We start from the raw sequence: 14,813 nt of genomic DNA on the forward strand, positions 1-14,813 counted from the left end.
CGCCCTGGCCGTCGCCGGAGCACTCGCTCTGACGGCCTGCTCAGGCAATGGACGCCAGACCGCTGGCGGTCCAGCGCGCGATGCGGCCGCTGCGCCGCACGGTCGCCGGCGCGCGGGGCTGGGAGCTGGACGAGGCCGAGACCGCGCACCGGATCGCCGCGCTGGGCGCACGGCGCGAGCTGTGGCTGCCGGTGCTCCGGCCGCGCCGGGAGCGCTGGCTGCATCTGCGCTTCGTCCTCGACGCGGGCCCCACCATGACGATGTGGCGGCCCCTGCTGCGCGATCTGCGGACCGCTCTCGCTCAGACGGGCGCGTTCCGCACGGTCGACACCGTGGCCCTCGGCCCGGACGGCGCGGTGCCGCACGGGCACTGGGAGCGGGGGCGTACCGCCGTGCTGGTGGTCAGCGACTGCATGGGCCCGCAGTGGCGCGCCGGTCCGGCAGGACGGCGCTGGTACGGCACGCTGCGCGCCTGGACGGACGAGCTGCCGGTCGCCGTCGTCCAGCCGCTGCCCGAACGGCTGTGGCAGCACACGGCGTTCCCGCCGAGGGCGGGCATGCTGGCCGCTCCGGGGCCCGGCGCGGCGAACGCGGCGCTCGACTTCGTCCCGTACGAGTGGAGCGAGGGCGAGCGCGGCGCCCCGGTCCCGGTGCTGGAGCCCTCGCCGTCCTGGCTCGGCAACTGGGCCTCGCTGCTGGCCTCCTCCGGCGGCACGCGGTACCCGGGCTCGGCGGCCCGCGCGCTCCCGCGCCCGCCGGAGGCGCCCGGCGAGGACGCGCTCGACCCGGACCGGGTCGAGCCGGAGGAACTGGTGCTGCGGTTCCGCTCGCTGGCCTCGCCCCAGGCGTTCCGGCTGGCGGCCCATCTGGCGGTCGGCACGGCGCACCTGCCGGTGATGCGGCTGGTGCAGGCGGCCATCGAGGAGCACCCGGAGCCACGGCATCTGGCGGAGGTGGTGCTGAGCGGCATGCTCCGTACGCTGCCGGACGCGCCGGCGGGGTCGTACGACTTCCGCCCGGGCGTGCGCGAGGTGCTGCTGGGCACCCTGCCGCGTACGTCGCTGGCGGCCACGACCCGGCTGCTGGGCCGGGTCAGCGCCCAGATCGAGTCCCGCGCGGGCGCGGTCCCGGGCGAGTTCCGCGCGCTCGTGGCGGGCCGGGGCGGCGGGTCGGCCGGGGCGCCGATGGGGGATCCGTTCGCACTGGTGAGCCCGGAGAGCGTACGGCTGCTGCGGGGGCCGGAGACCGTGCGCGGACAGCAGGCGGCGCCGACCGTGCTCGCCGACCGGTTCGAGCTGCGGCGGCGGATCAGCACCGGCGCCGTCGGCGAGGTCTGGGCCGGATACGACACCCATCGCGGGCACATGGTCTGCGTCAAGAGCTACCGCTTCCACGGGGACGTCTCGAACGAGACCCGGCGCACGACCGGGGCGGCGTTCGTGGCGCGGGCGTACCAGCTGGCGGACTCCCCGCTGCTGCGCTCCCCCCATCTGGCCGCCGTGTACGACGGGTTCATGGAGGGCGACTCCTGCTATCTGGTCATGGAGCTGGTGGAGGGCGACACGCTGCAGGACCTGCTGGCCCGCAGTCCCTCGGGCCTGCGCGCGGACCGCGTCACCGCGTGGGGCCGCGACCTGCTCGCCGGGCTCGACGCGCTGCACGCGGCGGGGTACGTGCACGGCGACGTCAAGCCCGCCAACATCCTGCTCTCTGCCGAGCGCGGCCCCGTCCTGTGCGACTACGGCGTCGAGTGGTCCGCCTGGTCGACGACCCAGAACCCCGACGCGACCGTCACCGACGTGGTGTGGGACCCGCAGCGCACCAGACTCGTCCTCGGCATGCCCGGCACTCCCCGCTATCTCGCTCCCGAGCGCATCAGGTCCGCCAGCACCGTCCCGGAGATCGACCTGTACTCGCTGGGGTGCGTGCTGTACGAGATGCTGACGGGGACGTACGCGTTCGCCGGCCAGGATGCTCCGAGGGTCTTCCTGGCCCATCTGGCCGCCGGGTACAAGGGCCTCAGCCCTCAGGAGGCCGGCCTGCCCGAGGTCCCCGGCCGGGCGGTCCTCGAACTGCTCGCCGGCAGCGGCGTCCAACGGCGTCTGGGGGCGGACCGACTGCGCGCGTCGACGGACCGCGCCGAGCCGCCGCGCGCGGTGGTCCGTCGCCGGCACTACCGCGTGCTGGGCTCGCCCCTGGTGGAGGCCGAGAAGAGCTATGGGACCGATACCGTCCGGCCCGAGCACCGCTCGGTGCTGGCCCGGCTGCTGCTGGCGCGCGGCGCCCCGGTCCCCGAGGCCGAGCTGCGCACCCTCGCGGAGGAGGCCAGGGTCGTGCTGGAGGACGCCGTCGGCGACCTCCAGGCGCAGGGGCATCTCGTCTACGCCCGGGACGACGGCTTCGCCCTGGACCTCGAGCGCGCCGAGCTGGACATCGTCGAGGCCGAGCAGTGCGTGCAGGCCGCCGAGGCGGCGCAGAAGCGCGCCGATCCCGCGCTCGCGGTGCTCTGGCTGGAGCGGGCGTTCGCGCTGTGGAACGACGTGCCGCTCGCGGAGGTCCCGGGCGACTGGGCGTGGGAGCGGCGGCAGGCGATGCTGGACTGGCGCGCGTCCCTGACGGCGCCCCGGGACGAGCTGCTGCGCACGCCCGCGTCGTATCCGGGCTCCGTCTGGATCGTCATGGAGCTCGCCCCGCCGCCCGGCGAGCTGCGGGTCCAGCGGTATGCGACGTCCCTCGAAGCCTCGGCGAGCCTGTTCTTCAAGGCGCGTCTGCTGGCACACCAGGGCAGGCTCGGCGACCGCGCGTCCTTCGTGATCCGGCTGGAGGTCCCGCGTACCCGCTCCGTGCCCGACGTGCTCGACTGGGCGCTTCAGACGCTGCCGCAGGAGGTGCCCCGGGGCGCGGGCTCGACGCTGCTGCGCGTCCTGGTCGCGGAGTGGAACAGCGAGATCGCCCAGTATCTGCCGCTCGTGCAGGAGTCTCCGTACGCGGCCCTGTGCGCGGCCGTCAACGTGTCCGAGGCCGTCGCCGCACAGCATCCGCCGGGGCGCGGCTTCCTGGCGGTGCGGGGGCGCATGCCGGGTCAGTCCTCGGGCCGCCAGAAGTCCTTCACCCTGGCCGCCGGCGGCCCCCCGCGCCCCTGACGCCCCTGCTCCGCTACTCCTCTACTCCTTGGTCTCCCGCTCCCGGCCGTTGTCCTTGCCGTTCTCGCGGGCGTCGTCCTTGCCCTGGTCCTTGCCGGTGTCCCTGCCGTTGTCGCGGCCGTTGTCGCGGCCCGTGTGCAGCCTCGACTTCACGTCGTCCGGCGGCAGGAAGCGCGACCACCGCTCCGGGAACTCCGAGGGCATGTCCCCGCCGCCGTCCTCGTCGTCATCGTCGTCGTCCTCGTCGCCGAAGACGTGCGCCGCCCTCGCCCGGGCCAGGATCTCCGCCGCCTGGGCGGCGCGCACCCGCTCGTTGGCCGCTCGGGCCGCGGCCGTGGCGACCGAGGGCCAGACGTGGTCGATCGCGGCGTTGACCGCCGCGCCCACCAGGACGGCGAAGGCGGTGAGTCCGATCCACAGCAGGACGGCGATGGGGGCCGCGAGCGAGCCGTAGATCGTCGGGCCCTCCACCGTGCTGGTGAGGTAGACCCGGAGCAGGAGGCTGCCGAGCACCCACATCGCCAGCGCCACCAGCGCGCCCGGGACGTCCTCGATCCAGGGCGAGCGCACCGGCACGGACACGTGGTACAGCGTGGTCAGGAAGGCGATGGAGAGCACGATGACCACGGGCCAGTACAGGACGCTGACGACTTCCGTGCCCCACGGCATCAGCTCCACCACCCGGTCGGGCCCGACCACCGCCAGCGGCAGCACCACCGCGCCGATCAGCAGCGCCACGATGTAGAGCAGGAAGGCCAGCAGCCGGGTGGCGACGATGCCGCGCTGGCCGTCGAGGCCGTACATCACGGTGATGGTGTCGATGAAGACGTTCACCGCCCGCGAGCCCGACCACAGGGCGAGGGCGAAGCCGATGGAGATGATGTCGGGCCGGCCGCCGTGGGTGACGTCCTCCAGCAGCGGCTTGGCGATCTCGTTGACGCCCCGGTCGGACAGGACCGTGCCGACCGCGGTCAGGATGTTCTGCTCGATGGAGGCGACGGTGGTGGTGTTGGTCCAGTCGTCGATGTAGCCGAGGAGGCCGATCAAGCCGAGGAGGAGCGGCGGCAGGGACAGCAGCGTGAAGAAGGCCGCCTCGGCCGCGAGGCCGAGGATGCGGTACTCGATGCACGAATTGACGGTGTCCTTCAGCAGCAGCCACGCCATCTTCCGCTTGGAGACGTTGCGGTAGAGGACTCGGGCCCGGTGGAGTCGGCCCCGCGGCCGCTCGGGTGTTTCGTTTGCTGCCTGCACCTCCTTACCGTATCGGCATGGCAGCCACCACCCACACAGTGACCAACCAGGCTCCGCCCCTGGTCGGGTACGACGTCTACGCCTGTGACCGTGCCCTGACCGAGGGCGTGGAACGGCATGTCGCGCCGGAACTCCTCGACGGCGTACAGGAAGAGCTCTCCACGCTCGGCGCCGCGGCGGGCTCCGCCCAGGCCCAGGAGTGGGGGGCGCTGGCCAACGAGAATCCGCCGAGACTGCGGACGCACGACCGGTACGGGCACCGGATCGACGAGGTGGAGTTCCACCCCGCCTGGCACCGGCTGCTCGGCAAGGCGGTCAGCTCGGGCCTCACCGGCGCCTGGGGACGGCCGGCCGGGCATGTGCGGCGGGCGGCCGGCTTCCTGGTCTGGTCGCAGGTCGAGGCCGGGCACGGCTGCCCGGTGTCGATGACGCACGCGGCCGTGCCCGCGCTGCGCACGGATCCTCGGCTCGCGGCGGAGTGGGAGCCGCGGCTGACCTCGCCGGTGTACGAGAGGGACCTGCGGCCCCCTCAGGAGATGTCCGGGGCGCTGTTCGGGATGGCGATGACGGAGAAGCAGGGCGGCAGCGACGTCCGGGCGAACACGACGCGCGCGGAGCCGGTGGGCGGCGACGGGGAGTATCTCCTCACCGGCCACAAGTGGTTCTGCTCCGCGCCGATGTCCGACGGCTTCCTGGTCCTCGCCCAGGCGCCCGGGGGCCTGACCTGCTTCCTGGTCCCGCGGGTGCTTCCGGACGCCGGCCGGAACGTGTTCCGGATCCAGCGGCTGAAGGACAAGCTGGGCAACCGTTCCAACGCCTCGAGCGAGGTCGAGTTCGACGGGACGTGGGCGCGCCGGGTCGGCGAGGAGGGGCGCGGGGTGCGCACCATCATCGAGATGGTGGCGGCGACCCGGCTGGACTGTGTGACCGGGTCGGCCGCGCTGATGCGGCAGTCCGTCACGCAGGCGGTCCACCACGCCGGGCGCCGCAGCGCGTTCGGCGGGCTGCTGGTCGACAAGCCGCTGATGCGCAACGTACTGGCCGATCTGGCGCTGGAGTCGGAGGCCGCGACGACGCTGGCGCTGCGGCTGGCCGCCGCGTACGACGCGGACACGGAGGAGGAGCGGGCTTTCCTGCGGCTCGCGGTGCCCGCCGCCAAGTACTGGGTGACCAAGCGCTGCACTCCCCTCGTCGTGGAGGCCCTGGAGTGTCTGGGCGGGAACGGGTACGTCGAGGAGTCGGGGATGCCCCGGCTGCTGCGCGAGTCGCCGCTCAACTCGATCTGGGAGGGCTCGGGCAATGTGCAGGCGCTCGACGCGCTGCGGGCGCTCCAGAGCCAGCCGCAGGCGCTGAACGCCTTCCTCCAGGAGGTCGGCAGGGCGCGCGGCGCGGACCACCGGCTGGACGCGGCGATCAAGGGCCTGCTGACCGAGCTGGCCGATCTGGACGGCATCGAGGCGCGGGCCCGCCGGGTCGTCGAGCGGATGGCCCTGGTGCTCCAGGGGTCGCTGCTGGCGCGGTTCGCGCCGCCCGAGGTCGCGGACGCGTTCTGCGCGTCCCGGCTCGGCGGGGACTGGGGCTCGGCGTTCGGCACCCTGCCGCACACGCTGGATCTGGCCTCGATCGTCGAGCGGGCGCGCCCCGAGGCCTGAGGGGCAGCCTGAGGGCCTGACCCGGGCTCTACGACGACGGATGCCCGGGGGGACGGATGCCCGGGGTGGTGCTGCGCCGACACGGCACCACCCCGCGCGCTGCCGTGCGCCCCACGCTCACTGGGCGGTGCGGGTGCGGCCACGGCTCACCGGCGAACCGGTACTCCGTCACTTTCGTACAGGCGCACACCCGTTCGCGAGAGTTGCAGAGGGTTGCAGCCTTGTGGCGCAAATCGGCCCGTGCGGCGGCGGGGAGGAGCACGATTGAGCCAGCCCCCCGCACCGGACGCTGGCGTCGCCCTGGAGGACCCAGTGCAGAACACATCGATCGACATGGCAGGGCTCGCCGCCATGGACGGCGCGGAGGCCGCCCGACTGCTGAAGGGCGTGCGCGAGGCCGCGCTGTCCGGCCGGGCCTCGCAGATCGAGCCCCGGGCGGACATCGGCGAGTCGTGGCAGCGGCTGCTGCGCGGCGGCCTGGACCCCGACCGGGACCGCAGAGCCGGGATCCTGCCGTTGGCGGAGATCGAGCGCCGCAGACGGGACTCGCCCCTGCGGGAGGTGCTGCCGGTGCTGCGCGAGGGTCTGGTGGCCAGCGCGGAGGCCGCGCAGCACATCATGGTCGTCGCGGACGCCGACGGGCGGCTGCTGTGGCGCGAGGGCAGCGCGGCCGTGCTGCGCAAGGGCGACGCGCACGGCTTCGTGCTGGGCGCGGACTGGAAGGAGGACCTCGTCGGCACGAACGGCGTGGGGACTCCCCTGGTCGCCCGCCGGCCGGTGCAGGTCCACTCGGCCGAGCACTTCGTCTCCACCCACCACAACTGGACCTGCGCGGGGGCGCCGATCACCGATCCCCGCGACGGGCGGCTGATCGGCGTCGTCGACGTCAGCGGACCGGTGTCGACCATGCACCCCTCGACGCTCTCCCTGGTCACCGCGGTCACCCGGCTCGCGGAGGCGGAGCTGCGCAACCGGCACTTCGCTGCGCTGGAGCAGCTGCGCAGCGTGGCGGCCCCGCTGCTGAGCAGGCTGGGCGGCCGGGCGCTGGCCGTGGACGCCAACGGCTGGCCGGCCGCCGTGATCGGCATGCCGCCGCCCGGGCGGCTCCAGCTGCCGAGGTCGCTCGCCGGCGGCGGCCGGCTCTGGCTGCCGGCGCTCGGCATGTGCGGGATCGAGCCGCTGCCCGGCGGCTGGCTGGTGCGGGTGGACGAGCGGGACGCGGCGGAGCCGGCGGCCAGGCGCGCGGTACTAGACCTGAGCCGGCCCCGCCGGGCCCGGGTGACCCTGTCGGGCGCGGCGGGCAGCTGGGCGCAGGAGCTGAGCCCGCGCCACGCGGAGCTCCTCTATGTCCTGGCGCTGCACCGGGACGGCCGGACCGCGGCCCAGCTGGCACAGGACGTCTTCGGGGACCCGACGCGCACGGTGACGGTCCGGGCGGAGATGTCGCGGCTGCGACGGAAGCTCGCCGGAGTCCTGGCCCACCGCCCGTACCGCTTCGCCGACGACGTCGAGGTCGAACTGCTGGGCCCACACCTGCCGGCCGACTTACTGCCCCACTCAACGGCCCCGGCGGTACTACGGGCAAGGGCGCGGGGAGCCGGGGCCGGCGAGGTCGGGGCACGGGCGCCGCGGGACGGCTGAGCGGGGGCGAGTGGGGGCGGGGGCCGGGGAGGGCGGAGCGCGGACGCCATGGGACGGCTGAGCGGGGCGACTGAGTCAGGGGCTGGGAAGCCCGGGGCCACGGGCCCGGAAGGCAGGAGGCCCGGAGGGCGGGAAGCCCGGAGGGCGGGAGGCCCGGAGGGCGGGAAGCCCGGAGGGCGGGAGGCCCGGAGGGCGGGAGGCCCGGAGGGGCGGGATGCCCGGGGCCACGGGCCGGGAGGCCCAGGAAGCCGGAGGCCCGGGCGCGGAGGCCGGAAGGCCGGGAGACCGGAGGCCCGGAAAGGCCAGGGCGCGTGGAGGCCTGTAGGCCAAAGCCGGAGGCCCAGACGCCGGAAGGCCCGGGGCACGGAGGGCCCGAGGCCACAGGCCGGTGGCCCGGACGGCGGGAGACGCGGGGGCCCGGACAGCCGGAAGCCACACGCCGTGCCCGAAGGGCCGGAAGCCACACGCCGTGCCCGAAGGCCGGAAGCCACACGCCGTGCCGAAGGCCGGAAGCCACACGCCGTGCCGAAGGGCCGGAAGCCGCACGCCGTGGCCGGAGGCCACAAACCAGGTGCCGTGGCACACCGAAGCCGGCCCGCACCCGACGCCGACCCTCCCGCGCCCCGCACCGCACCGCACCGCCCCGCCCCGAAGGCGTTTGGCCGGAAAACGCCGGCGTGGTTCCCTGGCGCTCATGAGCATCACTGTGACCACCTGGTCCCTCCACCAGACCTCGCCCGCCGATCTGCGGCCCGCCCGGGAGCCGGAGGGCGACGATGTGCGGATCGTCCGGGCCGAGACGCCCTCTCCCGAGTTCAGCCGCTTCCTCTATACGGCGGTCGGCGGCGACATCTTCTGGACCGACCGGCTGGCGGCGACGTACGCGCAGTGGGCGGAGGAGCTGGGCAGGCCGGGCACGGAGACCTGGGTGGCGTACGAGAAGGGCACGCCGGCCGGCTATGTGGAGCTTCAGGCGCAGGCCGAGGGCGCCGTCGAGATCCTCTACTTCGGGCTGATCCCTGCCTTCCGCGGGCGGCGGATAGGCGGCCATCTGCTCTCGTACGGCATCGCCAGGGCCTGGGACCTGGCCGAACGGCACCCGGAGCTGTCGCCGACGAAGCGCGTGTGGCTGCACACCTGCTCGCTGGACGGACCGCATGCCATGGACAACTATCTGCGCCGGGGCTTCACGCTCTTCGACACCAAGACCGAGGAGCTGCCCGAGGCGACGCAGACGCCCGGTCCCTGGCCGGGGGCGCACGGCTGAGCGTCGAGCGGTGACCCACACCACACTGTCTCGCGATGCGGGACAGTGTTGTCCACATCTTGGACGATGGTGGACTGGCCTCGGATCCACATGACACGCTTCCGTCATGTCTCGAGCTGGAACTGCCTTGGTGAGTCGGCGGCACGTCGACCTCGGCCGCATGTCCAGCGCCATCTGTCCGGCCTGCTGACAGCCCAGCACCGCCGCACGTTCCCCCTCATCGAAGTATCCCTGCGCACCGCTGCGCCCGTAGCGAGTGTGCAGCTCAGAGCCGCCCTCCTGCAGTCTCGAAGGACATACCGCCATGGCCGCCACCCCCGAAAAGCCCGCTCCCGCCGCGCCCCGCCGCAAGGCCGGGCGTCACCGTGGCGAGGGTCAGTGGGCAGTTGGCCACATGACGCCCCTGAACGCCAACGAGCAGACCAAGCGGGACGACGACGGTCTCAATGTGCGGACACGCATTGAGACGATCTACGCCCACCGCGGCTTCGACTCGATCGACGGCGCGGACCTGCGCGGCCGGATGCGCTGGTGGGGCCTGTACACCCAGCGCAAGCCCGGGATCGACGGCGGCAAGACCGCGATCCTGGAGCCGGAGGAGCTGGACGACGAGTACTTCATGCTCCGCGTCCGCATCGACGGCGGCCGGCTGACCACCGAGCAGCTGCGGGTCATCGGCGAGATCTCCCAGGAGTTCGCGCGCGGGACCGCCGACATCACCGACCGGCAGAACGTGCAGTACCACTGGATCCGCATCGAGGACGTCCCGGAGATCTGGCGACGGCTGGAGGCCGTCGGGCTCTCCACCACCGAGGCCTGCGGCGACACGCCCCGCACCATCCTCGGCTCGCCCGTGGCGGGCGTCGCCGAGAACGAGATCATCGACGGCTCGTCCGCCATCGACGAGATCCACCGCCGCTTCATCGGCAACCCCGCGTACTCCAACCTGCCGCGCAAGTTCAAGACGGCCATCTCCGGCTCCCCGCAGCTCGACGTCGCGCACGAGATCAACGACATCGCCTTCGTCGGCGTCGACCACCCCGAGCACGGGCCCGGCTTCGACCTGTGGGTCGGCGGCGGCCTGTCCACCAACCCCCGGCTCGGCGTCCGCCTCGGCGCCTGGGTGCCGCTGGACGAGGTGCCGGACGTGTACGGCGGCGTCATCGGCATCTTCCGCGACTACGGCTACCGGCGGCTGCGCACCCGCGCCCGTCTGAAGTTCCTGGTCGCCGACTGGGGCCCGGAGAAGTTCCGCCAGGTCCTGGAGGACGAGTACCTCAAGTACCAGCTCGTCGACGGCCCCGCGCCCGAGCAGCCCAGCGGGACGTGGCGCGACCACCTCGGCGTGCACCGGCAGAAGGACGGCCGCTTCTACGTCGGCTTCGCCCCGCGCGTCGGCCGCGTCGACGGCGCCACCCTGACGAAGATCGCCGAGCTCGCCGAGGCGCACGGCTCGGGCCGGCTGCGCACCACCACCGAGCAGAAGATGATCGTGCTCGACGTGGCCGAGGAGCAGGTCGCCTCGCTCGTCTCGGGCCTGGAGTCCCTGGACCTGCGGGTCGACGCCTCGCCGTTCCGCCGGGGCACGATGGCCTGCACCGGCATCGAGTTCTGCAAGCTGGCGATCGTGGAGACCAAGGCGCGCGGCGCGTCGCTGATCGACGAGCTGGAGCGCCGCGTCCCCGACTTCGACGAGCCGATCACGATCAACCTCAACGGCTGCCCCAACGCCTGCGCACGTATCCAGGTGGCGGACATCGGTCTCAAGGGCCAGCTGATGCTGGACAAGGACGGCAACCAGGTCGAGGGCTTCCAGGTGCACCTGGGCGGCGCGCTGGGCCTGGAGGCCGGCTTCGGTCGCAAGGTGCGCGGTCTGAAGGTCACCTCCGCCGAGCTGCCCGACTACGTCGAGCGGGTCCTCAAGCGCTTCCAGGCGGAGCGCGAGGACGGCGAGCGCTTCGCGACCTGGACGGCCCGCGCCTCCGAGGAGGCTCTGTCATGAGCGAGCGCGCCGCGCCCTTCTACTGCCCCTACTGCGGCGACGAGGACCTGCGTCCCAACGAGCAGGGCCACGGCGCCTGGGAATGCGCAGCCTGCAATCGAGCCTTCCAGCTGAAGTTCCTCGGGCTGCTGACCCGTGGACTTCAGCGCAACGACGGTGGAGGGGACGAGATATGACGACGACTCAGACGACTCAGACTGCTCAGAAGGCTCAGACCGCTCAGGCCACGACGGATCTGAAGGCGCTCGCCGAGCAGGCCGGGCACGACCTCGAGGAGGCCTCGCCCCTGGAGATCCTGAAGTGGGCGGCCGACGTCTTCGGGCCGCGCTTCTGCGTCACCTCCTCCATGGAGGACGCCGTGGTCGCGCACCTCGCCTCCCGCGTCCTGCCAGGCGTCGACGTCGTCTTCCTCGACACGGGCTACCACTTCCCGGAGACCATCGGGACCCGGGACGCCGTCGAGGCCGTGATGGACGTCAACCTCATCACGCTGACCCCGCGTCAGACGGTCGCCGAGCAGGACGCCGAGCACGGCCCCCGGCTGCACGACCGCGACCCGGACCTGTGCTGCGCGCTGCGCAAGGTCAAGCCGCTGGAGGAGGGCCTGACCGCGTACGACGCATGGGCGACGGGCCTGCGCCGCGACGAGTCCCCCACCCGGGCGAACACCCCGGTCGTCGGCTGGGACGAGAAGCGCCAGAAGGTCAAGGTCTCCCCGATCGCCCGCTGGACGCAGGAGGACGTGGACGCCTACGTCGCCGAGCACGGCGTCCTCACCAACCCCCTGCTGATGGACGGCTACGCCTCCGTGGGCTGCGCGCCCTGCACCCGCCGGGTGCTGGAGGGCGAGGACGCGCGCGCCGGCCGCTGGGCCGGCCGGGGCAAGACCGAATGCGGGCTGCACGGATGACCGACGATCGAAACAGTCAGGAGAGCGAGCACGTGACTGGGGCCACTGTCTGGCTGACCGGTCTGCCGAGCGCGGGCAAGACCACCATCGCCTACGAGCTGGCGGACCGGCTGCGCGCCGAGGGCCACCGTGTGGAGGTCCTCGACGGCGACGAGATCCGGGAGTTCCTCTCCGCCGGCCTCGGCTTCACCCGCGAGGACCGCCACACCAACGTCCAGCGGATCGGCTTCGTCGCCGAGCTGCTGGCCTCCAACGGCGTCAAGGCGCTCGTGCCGGTCATCGCGCCGTACCAGGACAGCCGCGAGGCCGTCCGGGGGCGCCACCAGAGCGAGGGCACCGCGTACCTCGAGGTGCATGTCGCCACTCCGGTGGAGGTCTGCTCCGAACGCGATGTGAAGGGTCTGTACGCCAAGCAGGCGGCGGGCGAGATCTCCGGGCTGACCGGGGTCGACGACCCGTACGAGGCGCCGCAGTCCCCGGACCTGCGTATCGAGTCGCACACGCAGTCCGTGCAGGAGTCGGCCTCCGCCCTGCACGCGCTGCTCACCGAGAGGGGTCTGGCATGACGACCACCGTCGCCCATCTGCACGAGGGAACGGACGCGCCGTACGCGCTGTCGCACCTCGACGCCCTCGAGTCCGAGGCCGTGCACATCTTCCGCGAGGTCGCGGGCGAGTTCGAGCGGCCGGTGATCCTCTTCTCCGGCGGCAAGGACTCGATCGTCATGCTGCACCTCGCGCTGAAGGCGTTCGCGCCGGCGGCGGTGCCGTTCTCGCTGCTGCACGTGGACACCGGGCACAACTTCCCCGAGGTCCTGGAATACCGCGACCGCACGGTCGCCGAGCACGGGCTGCGGCTCCACGTCGCGTCCGTGCAGGAGTACATCGACGCCGGGAAGCTGCGCGAGCGCCCCGACGGGACCCGCAACCCGCTGCAGACCGTGCCGCTGACCGAGGCCATCCAGGCGCACCGCTTCGACGCGGTGTTCGGCGGCGGGCGCCGGGACGAGGAGAAGGCCCGGGCCAAGGAGCGGGTGTTCTCGCTGCGCGACGAGTTCTCGCAGTGGGACCCGCGCCGGCAGCGGCCCGAGCTGTGGCAGCTCTACAACGGCCGCCACGCGCCCGGCGAGCACGTCCGCGTCTTCCCGCTGTCCAACTGGACCGAGCTCGACGTGTGGCAGTACATCCAGCGCGAGAAGATCGAGCTGCCCGCGATCTACTTCGCGCACGAGCGCGAGGTGTTCTCCCGCAGCGGCATGTGGCTGACCGCCGGCGAGTGGGGCGGCCCGAAGGACGCCGAGACCGTCGAGACGCGGCTGATCCGCTACCGCACGGTGGGCGACATGTCCTGCACCGGCGCCGTCGACTCCGACGCCACCACGCTGGACGCCGTGATCGCCGAGATCGCCGCCTCCCGCCTCACCGAGCGGGGCGCGACCCGCGCCGACGACAAGATGTCCGAGGCCGCGATGGAAGACCGCAAGCGCGAAGGGTACTTCTAACCATGACCAGCTCAACTGGGCAGCTGGCCGAGCAGCTGTCGGCCACCACGCTGCTGCGCTTCGCCACCGCGGGTTCCGTCGACGACGGCAAGTCCACCCTGGTGGGCCGGCTGCTGCACGACTCCAAGTCGGTCCTGACCGACCAGCTGGAGGCCGTGGAGCACGCCTCCCGCTCGCGCGGCCAGGAGGCGCCCGACCTCGCGCTGCTCACCGACGGCCTGCGCGCCGAGCGCGAGCAGGGCATCACCATCGACGTCGCGTACCGCTACTTCGCCACCCCGCGCAGGCGGTTCATCCTCGCCGACACCCCGGGCCATGTGCAGTACACCCGGAACATGGTCACCGGCGCCTCGACCGCCGAGCTGACCGTGGTCCTGGTCGACGCCCGCAACGGAGTCGTCGAGCAGACCCGCCGGCACGCGGCCATCGCGGCGCTGCTGCGCGTCCCGCACGTGGTGCTGGCCGTGAACAAGATGGACCTCGTCGAGTACGCGGAGCCCGTCTTCGCGGCCATCGCCGAGGAGTTCACGACGTACGCCGCCTCCCTGGGCGTCCCCGAGATCACCGCGATCCCGATCTCCGCGCTCGCCGGCGACAACGTGGTGGAGCCCTCCGCCAACATGGACTGGTACGGCGGCCCGACCGTGCTGGAGCACCTGGAGACGGTCCCGGTCAGCCACGATCTGACCGGCTGCCACGCCCGGCTGCCGGTGCAGTACGTGATCCGTCCGCAGACCGCCGAGCACCCCGACTACCGCGGCTACGCGGGCCAGATCGCCGCCGGCACGTTCCGGGTCGGCGAGGAGGTCACGGTCCTGCCGTCGGGCCGGACCTCGACGGTCGCCGGCATCGACCTGCTCGGCGAGTCGGTGGACGTGGCCTGGACGCCGCAGTCGGTGACCCTGCTGCTCGCGGACGACGTCGACGTCTCGCGCGGCGATCTGATCGTGCCGAGCGGCGACGCCCCGGCGACCACGCAGGACGTCGAGGCGACGGTCTGCCATGTCGCGGACCAGCCGCTCGCCGTCGGCCAGCGGGTGCTGCTCAAGCACACCACCCGCACGGTCAAGGCGATCGTCAAGGAGATCCCGTCCCGGCTGACCCTGGACGACCTGTCCCAGCACCCGAGCCCCGGGCAGCTGGTCGCCAACGACATCGGCCTCGTCAAGATCCGCACGGCCGAGCCGCTGGCGCTCGACTCGTACGCGGACTCCCGCCGCACCGGCTCGTTCCTGCTGATCGACCCGGCCGACGGCACCACGCTGGCCGCCGGCATGGCGGGCGACTCCTTCGCCACGGCCGCCGAGGCCGTGCGTCCCGTCGAGGACGAGGACGGCTGGGACTTCTGATGACGACGGACTTCTACGCGACCTTCGCCAAGGAGGGCGGCCGCGTCGGCAGCGGCGCCCTCGGCGCGGGCACGGGCGGGGTGGCGCGATGTGCGCG

Annotated in this window: 12 protein-coding genes; 11 read left to right on the forward strand and 1 reads right to left on the reverse strand. The window is 73.1% G+C overall.

Going from position 1 to position 14,813, the window contains the following annotated elements; all coding sequences use genetic code 11:
- Nucleotides 1-47: 47 nt before the first annotated feature.
- Entirely contained in the window at nt 48-3,143 is a 3,096-nt protein-coding gene (locus AB0M39_RS15160) for an SAV_2336 N-terminal domain-related protein (protein WP_365364214.1), read from the forward strand.
- A 21-nt stretch (nt 3,144-3,164) separates the two neighbouring features.
- Here the strand turns inward: AB0M39_RS15160 and AB0M39_RS15165 are convergent, their stop codons facing one another.
- Nucleotides 3,165-4,394, reverse strand: a complete 1,230-nt coding sequence (locus tag AB0M39_RS15165; protein WP_365364216.1) for a YihY/virulence factor BrkB family protein — start codon at nt 4,392-4,394, stop codon at nt 3,165-3,167.
- Between the two features lie 17 nt (nt 4,395-4,411).
- Here AB0M39_RS15165 and AB0M39_RS15170 point away from each other — a divergent pair, with 17 nt between their 5' ends.
- The 10 genes from AB0M39_RS15170 (at nt 4,412) to AB0M39_RS15215 (ending at nt 14,716) form a co-directional block, all read left to right on the forward strand.
- Entirely contained in the window at nt 4,412-6,046 is a 1,635-nt protein-coding gene (locus AB0M39_RS15170; RefSeq protein WP_365364218.1) for an acyl-CoA dehydrogenase family protein, read from the forward strand.
- Between the two features lie 312 nt (nt 6,047-6,358).
- Entirely contained in the window at nt 6,359-7,687 is a 1,329-nt protein-coding gene (locus tag AB0M39_RS15175; RefSeq protein ID WP_365364355.1) for a GAF domain-containing protein, read from the forward strand.
- Between the two features lie 694 nt (nt 7,688-8,381).
- On the forward strand, nt 8,382-8,954 hold the full coding sequence (locus tag AB0M39_RS15180; RefSeq protein ID WP_365364220.1) for a GNAT family N-acetyltransferase: 573 nt from the start codon (nt 8,382-8,384) through the stop codon (nt 8,952-8,954).
- Nucleotides 8,955-9,060: 106 nt separating this feature from the next.
- Nucleotides 9,061-9,144: a putative leader peptide gene (locus AB0M39_RS15185; protein WP_365364357.1), complete on the forward strand. Its 84-nt coding sequence runs from the start codon at nt 9,061-9,063 to the stop codon at nt 9,142-9,144.
- A 114-nt stretch (nt 9,145-9,258) separates the two neighbouring features.
- Nucleotides 9,259-10,956, forward strand: coding sequence for a nitrite/sulfite reductase (locus tag AB0M39_RS15190; RefSeq protein WP_365364222.1), 1,698 nt, complete (start codon nt 9,259-9,261; stop codon nt 10,954-10,956).
- Complete coding sequence (locus AB0M39_RS15195; protein WP_313943447.1) at nt 10,953-11,132, forward strand: hypothetical protein; 180 nt, start codon at nt 10,953-10,955, stop codon at nt 11,130-11,132. The genes AB0M39_RS15190 and AB0M39_RS15195 overlap by 4 nt, the downstream gene beginning before the upstream one ends.
- Nucleotides 11,129-11,866, forward strand: a complete 738-nt coding sequence (locus AB0M39_RS15200; protein WP_365364224.1) for a phosphoadenylyl-sulfate reductase — start codon at nt 11,129-11,131, stop codon at nt 11,864-11,866. Before AB0M39_RS15195 ends, AB0M39_RS15200 begins: the two co-directional genes overlap by 4 nt.
- Nucleotides 11,848-12,432, forward strand: a complete 585-nt coding sequence (cysC, locus tag AB0M39_RS15205; protein ID WP_365364226.1) for an adenylyl-sulfate kinase — start codon at nt 11,848-11,850, stop codon at nt 12,430-12,432. Before AB0M39_RS15200 ends, cysC begins: the two co-directional genes overlap by 19 nt.
- Nucleotides 12,429-13,367: a sulfate adenylyltransferase subunit CysD gene (gene cysD / locus AB0M39_RS15210; RefSeq protein ID WP_365364228.1), complete on the forward strand. Its 939-nt coding sequence runs from the start codon at nt 12,429-12,431 to the stop codon at nt 13,365-13,367. The genes cysC and cysD overlap by 4 nt, the downstream gene beginning before the upstream one ends.
- Before the next feature lie 2 nt (nt 13,368-13,369).
- The gene (locus tag AB0M39_RS15215; protein ID WP_365364230.1) at nt 13,370-14,716 is read left to right on the forward strand and encodes a GTP-binding protein; all 1,347 of its coding nucleotides are present in this window, start codon (nt 13,370-13,372) and stop codon (nt 14,714-14,716) included.
- Nucleotides 14,717-14,813: the final 97 nt, after the last annotated feature.

Origin of the sequence: Streptomyces sp. NPDC051907 (assembly GCF_040681075.1) — a bacterium.
Taxonomy (GTDB): domain Bacteria; phylum Actinomycetota; class Actinomycetes; order Streptomycetales; family Streptomycetaceae; genus Streptomyces.

What these genes read in the sequence shown, in the direction of transcription:
- AB0M39_RS15185 (WP_365364357.1), top strand. Translation starts at nt 9,061, where the DNA reads ATGTCTCGAGCTGGAACTGCCTTGGTGAGTCGGCGGCACGTCGACCTC.
- AB0M39_RS15195 (WP_313943447.1), top strand. Translation starts at nt 10,953, where the DNA reads ATGAGCGAGCGCGCCGCGCCCTTCTACTGCCCCTACTGCGGCGACGAG.
- AB0M39_RS15215 (WP_365364230.1), top strand. Translation starts at nt 13,370, where the DNA reads ATGACCAGCTCAACTGGGCAGCTGGCCGAGCAGCTGTCGGCCACCACG.
- AB0M39_RS15200 (WP_365364224.1), top strand. Translation starts at nt 11,129, where the DNA reads ATGACGACGACTCAGACGACTCAGACTGCTCAGAAGGCTCAGACCGCT.
- AB0M39_RS15160 (WP_365364214.1), top strand. Translation starts at nt 48, where the DNA reads ATGGACGCCAGACCGCTGGCGGTCCAGCGCGCGATGCGGCCGCTGCGC.
- AB0M39_RS15170 (WP_365364218.1), top strand. Translation starts at nt 4,412, where the DNA reads ATGGCAGCCACCACCCACACAGTGACCAACCAGGCTCCGCCCCTGGTC.
- AB0M39_RS15180 (WP_365364220.1), top strand. Translation starts at nt 8,382, where the DNA reads ATGAGCATCACTGTGACCACCTGGTCCCTCCACCAGACCTCGCCCGCC.
- cysC (WP_365364226.1), top strand. Translation starts at nt 11,848, where the DNA reads ATGCGGGCTGCACGGATGACCGACGATCGAAACAGTCAGGAGAGCGAG.
- cysD (WP_365364228.1), top strand. Translation starts at nt 12,429, where the DNA reads ATGACGACCACCGTCGCCCATCTGCACGAGGGAACGGACGCGCCGTAC.
- AB0M39_RS15190 (WP_365364222.1), top strand. Translation starts at nt 9,259, where the DNA reads ATGGCCGCCACCCCCGAAAAGCCCGCTCCCGCCGCGCCCCGCCGCAAG.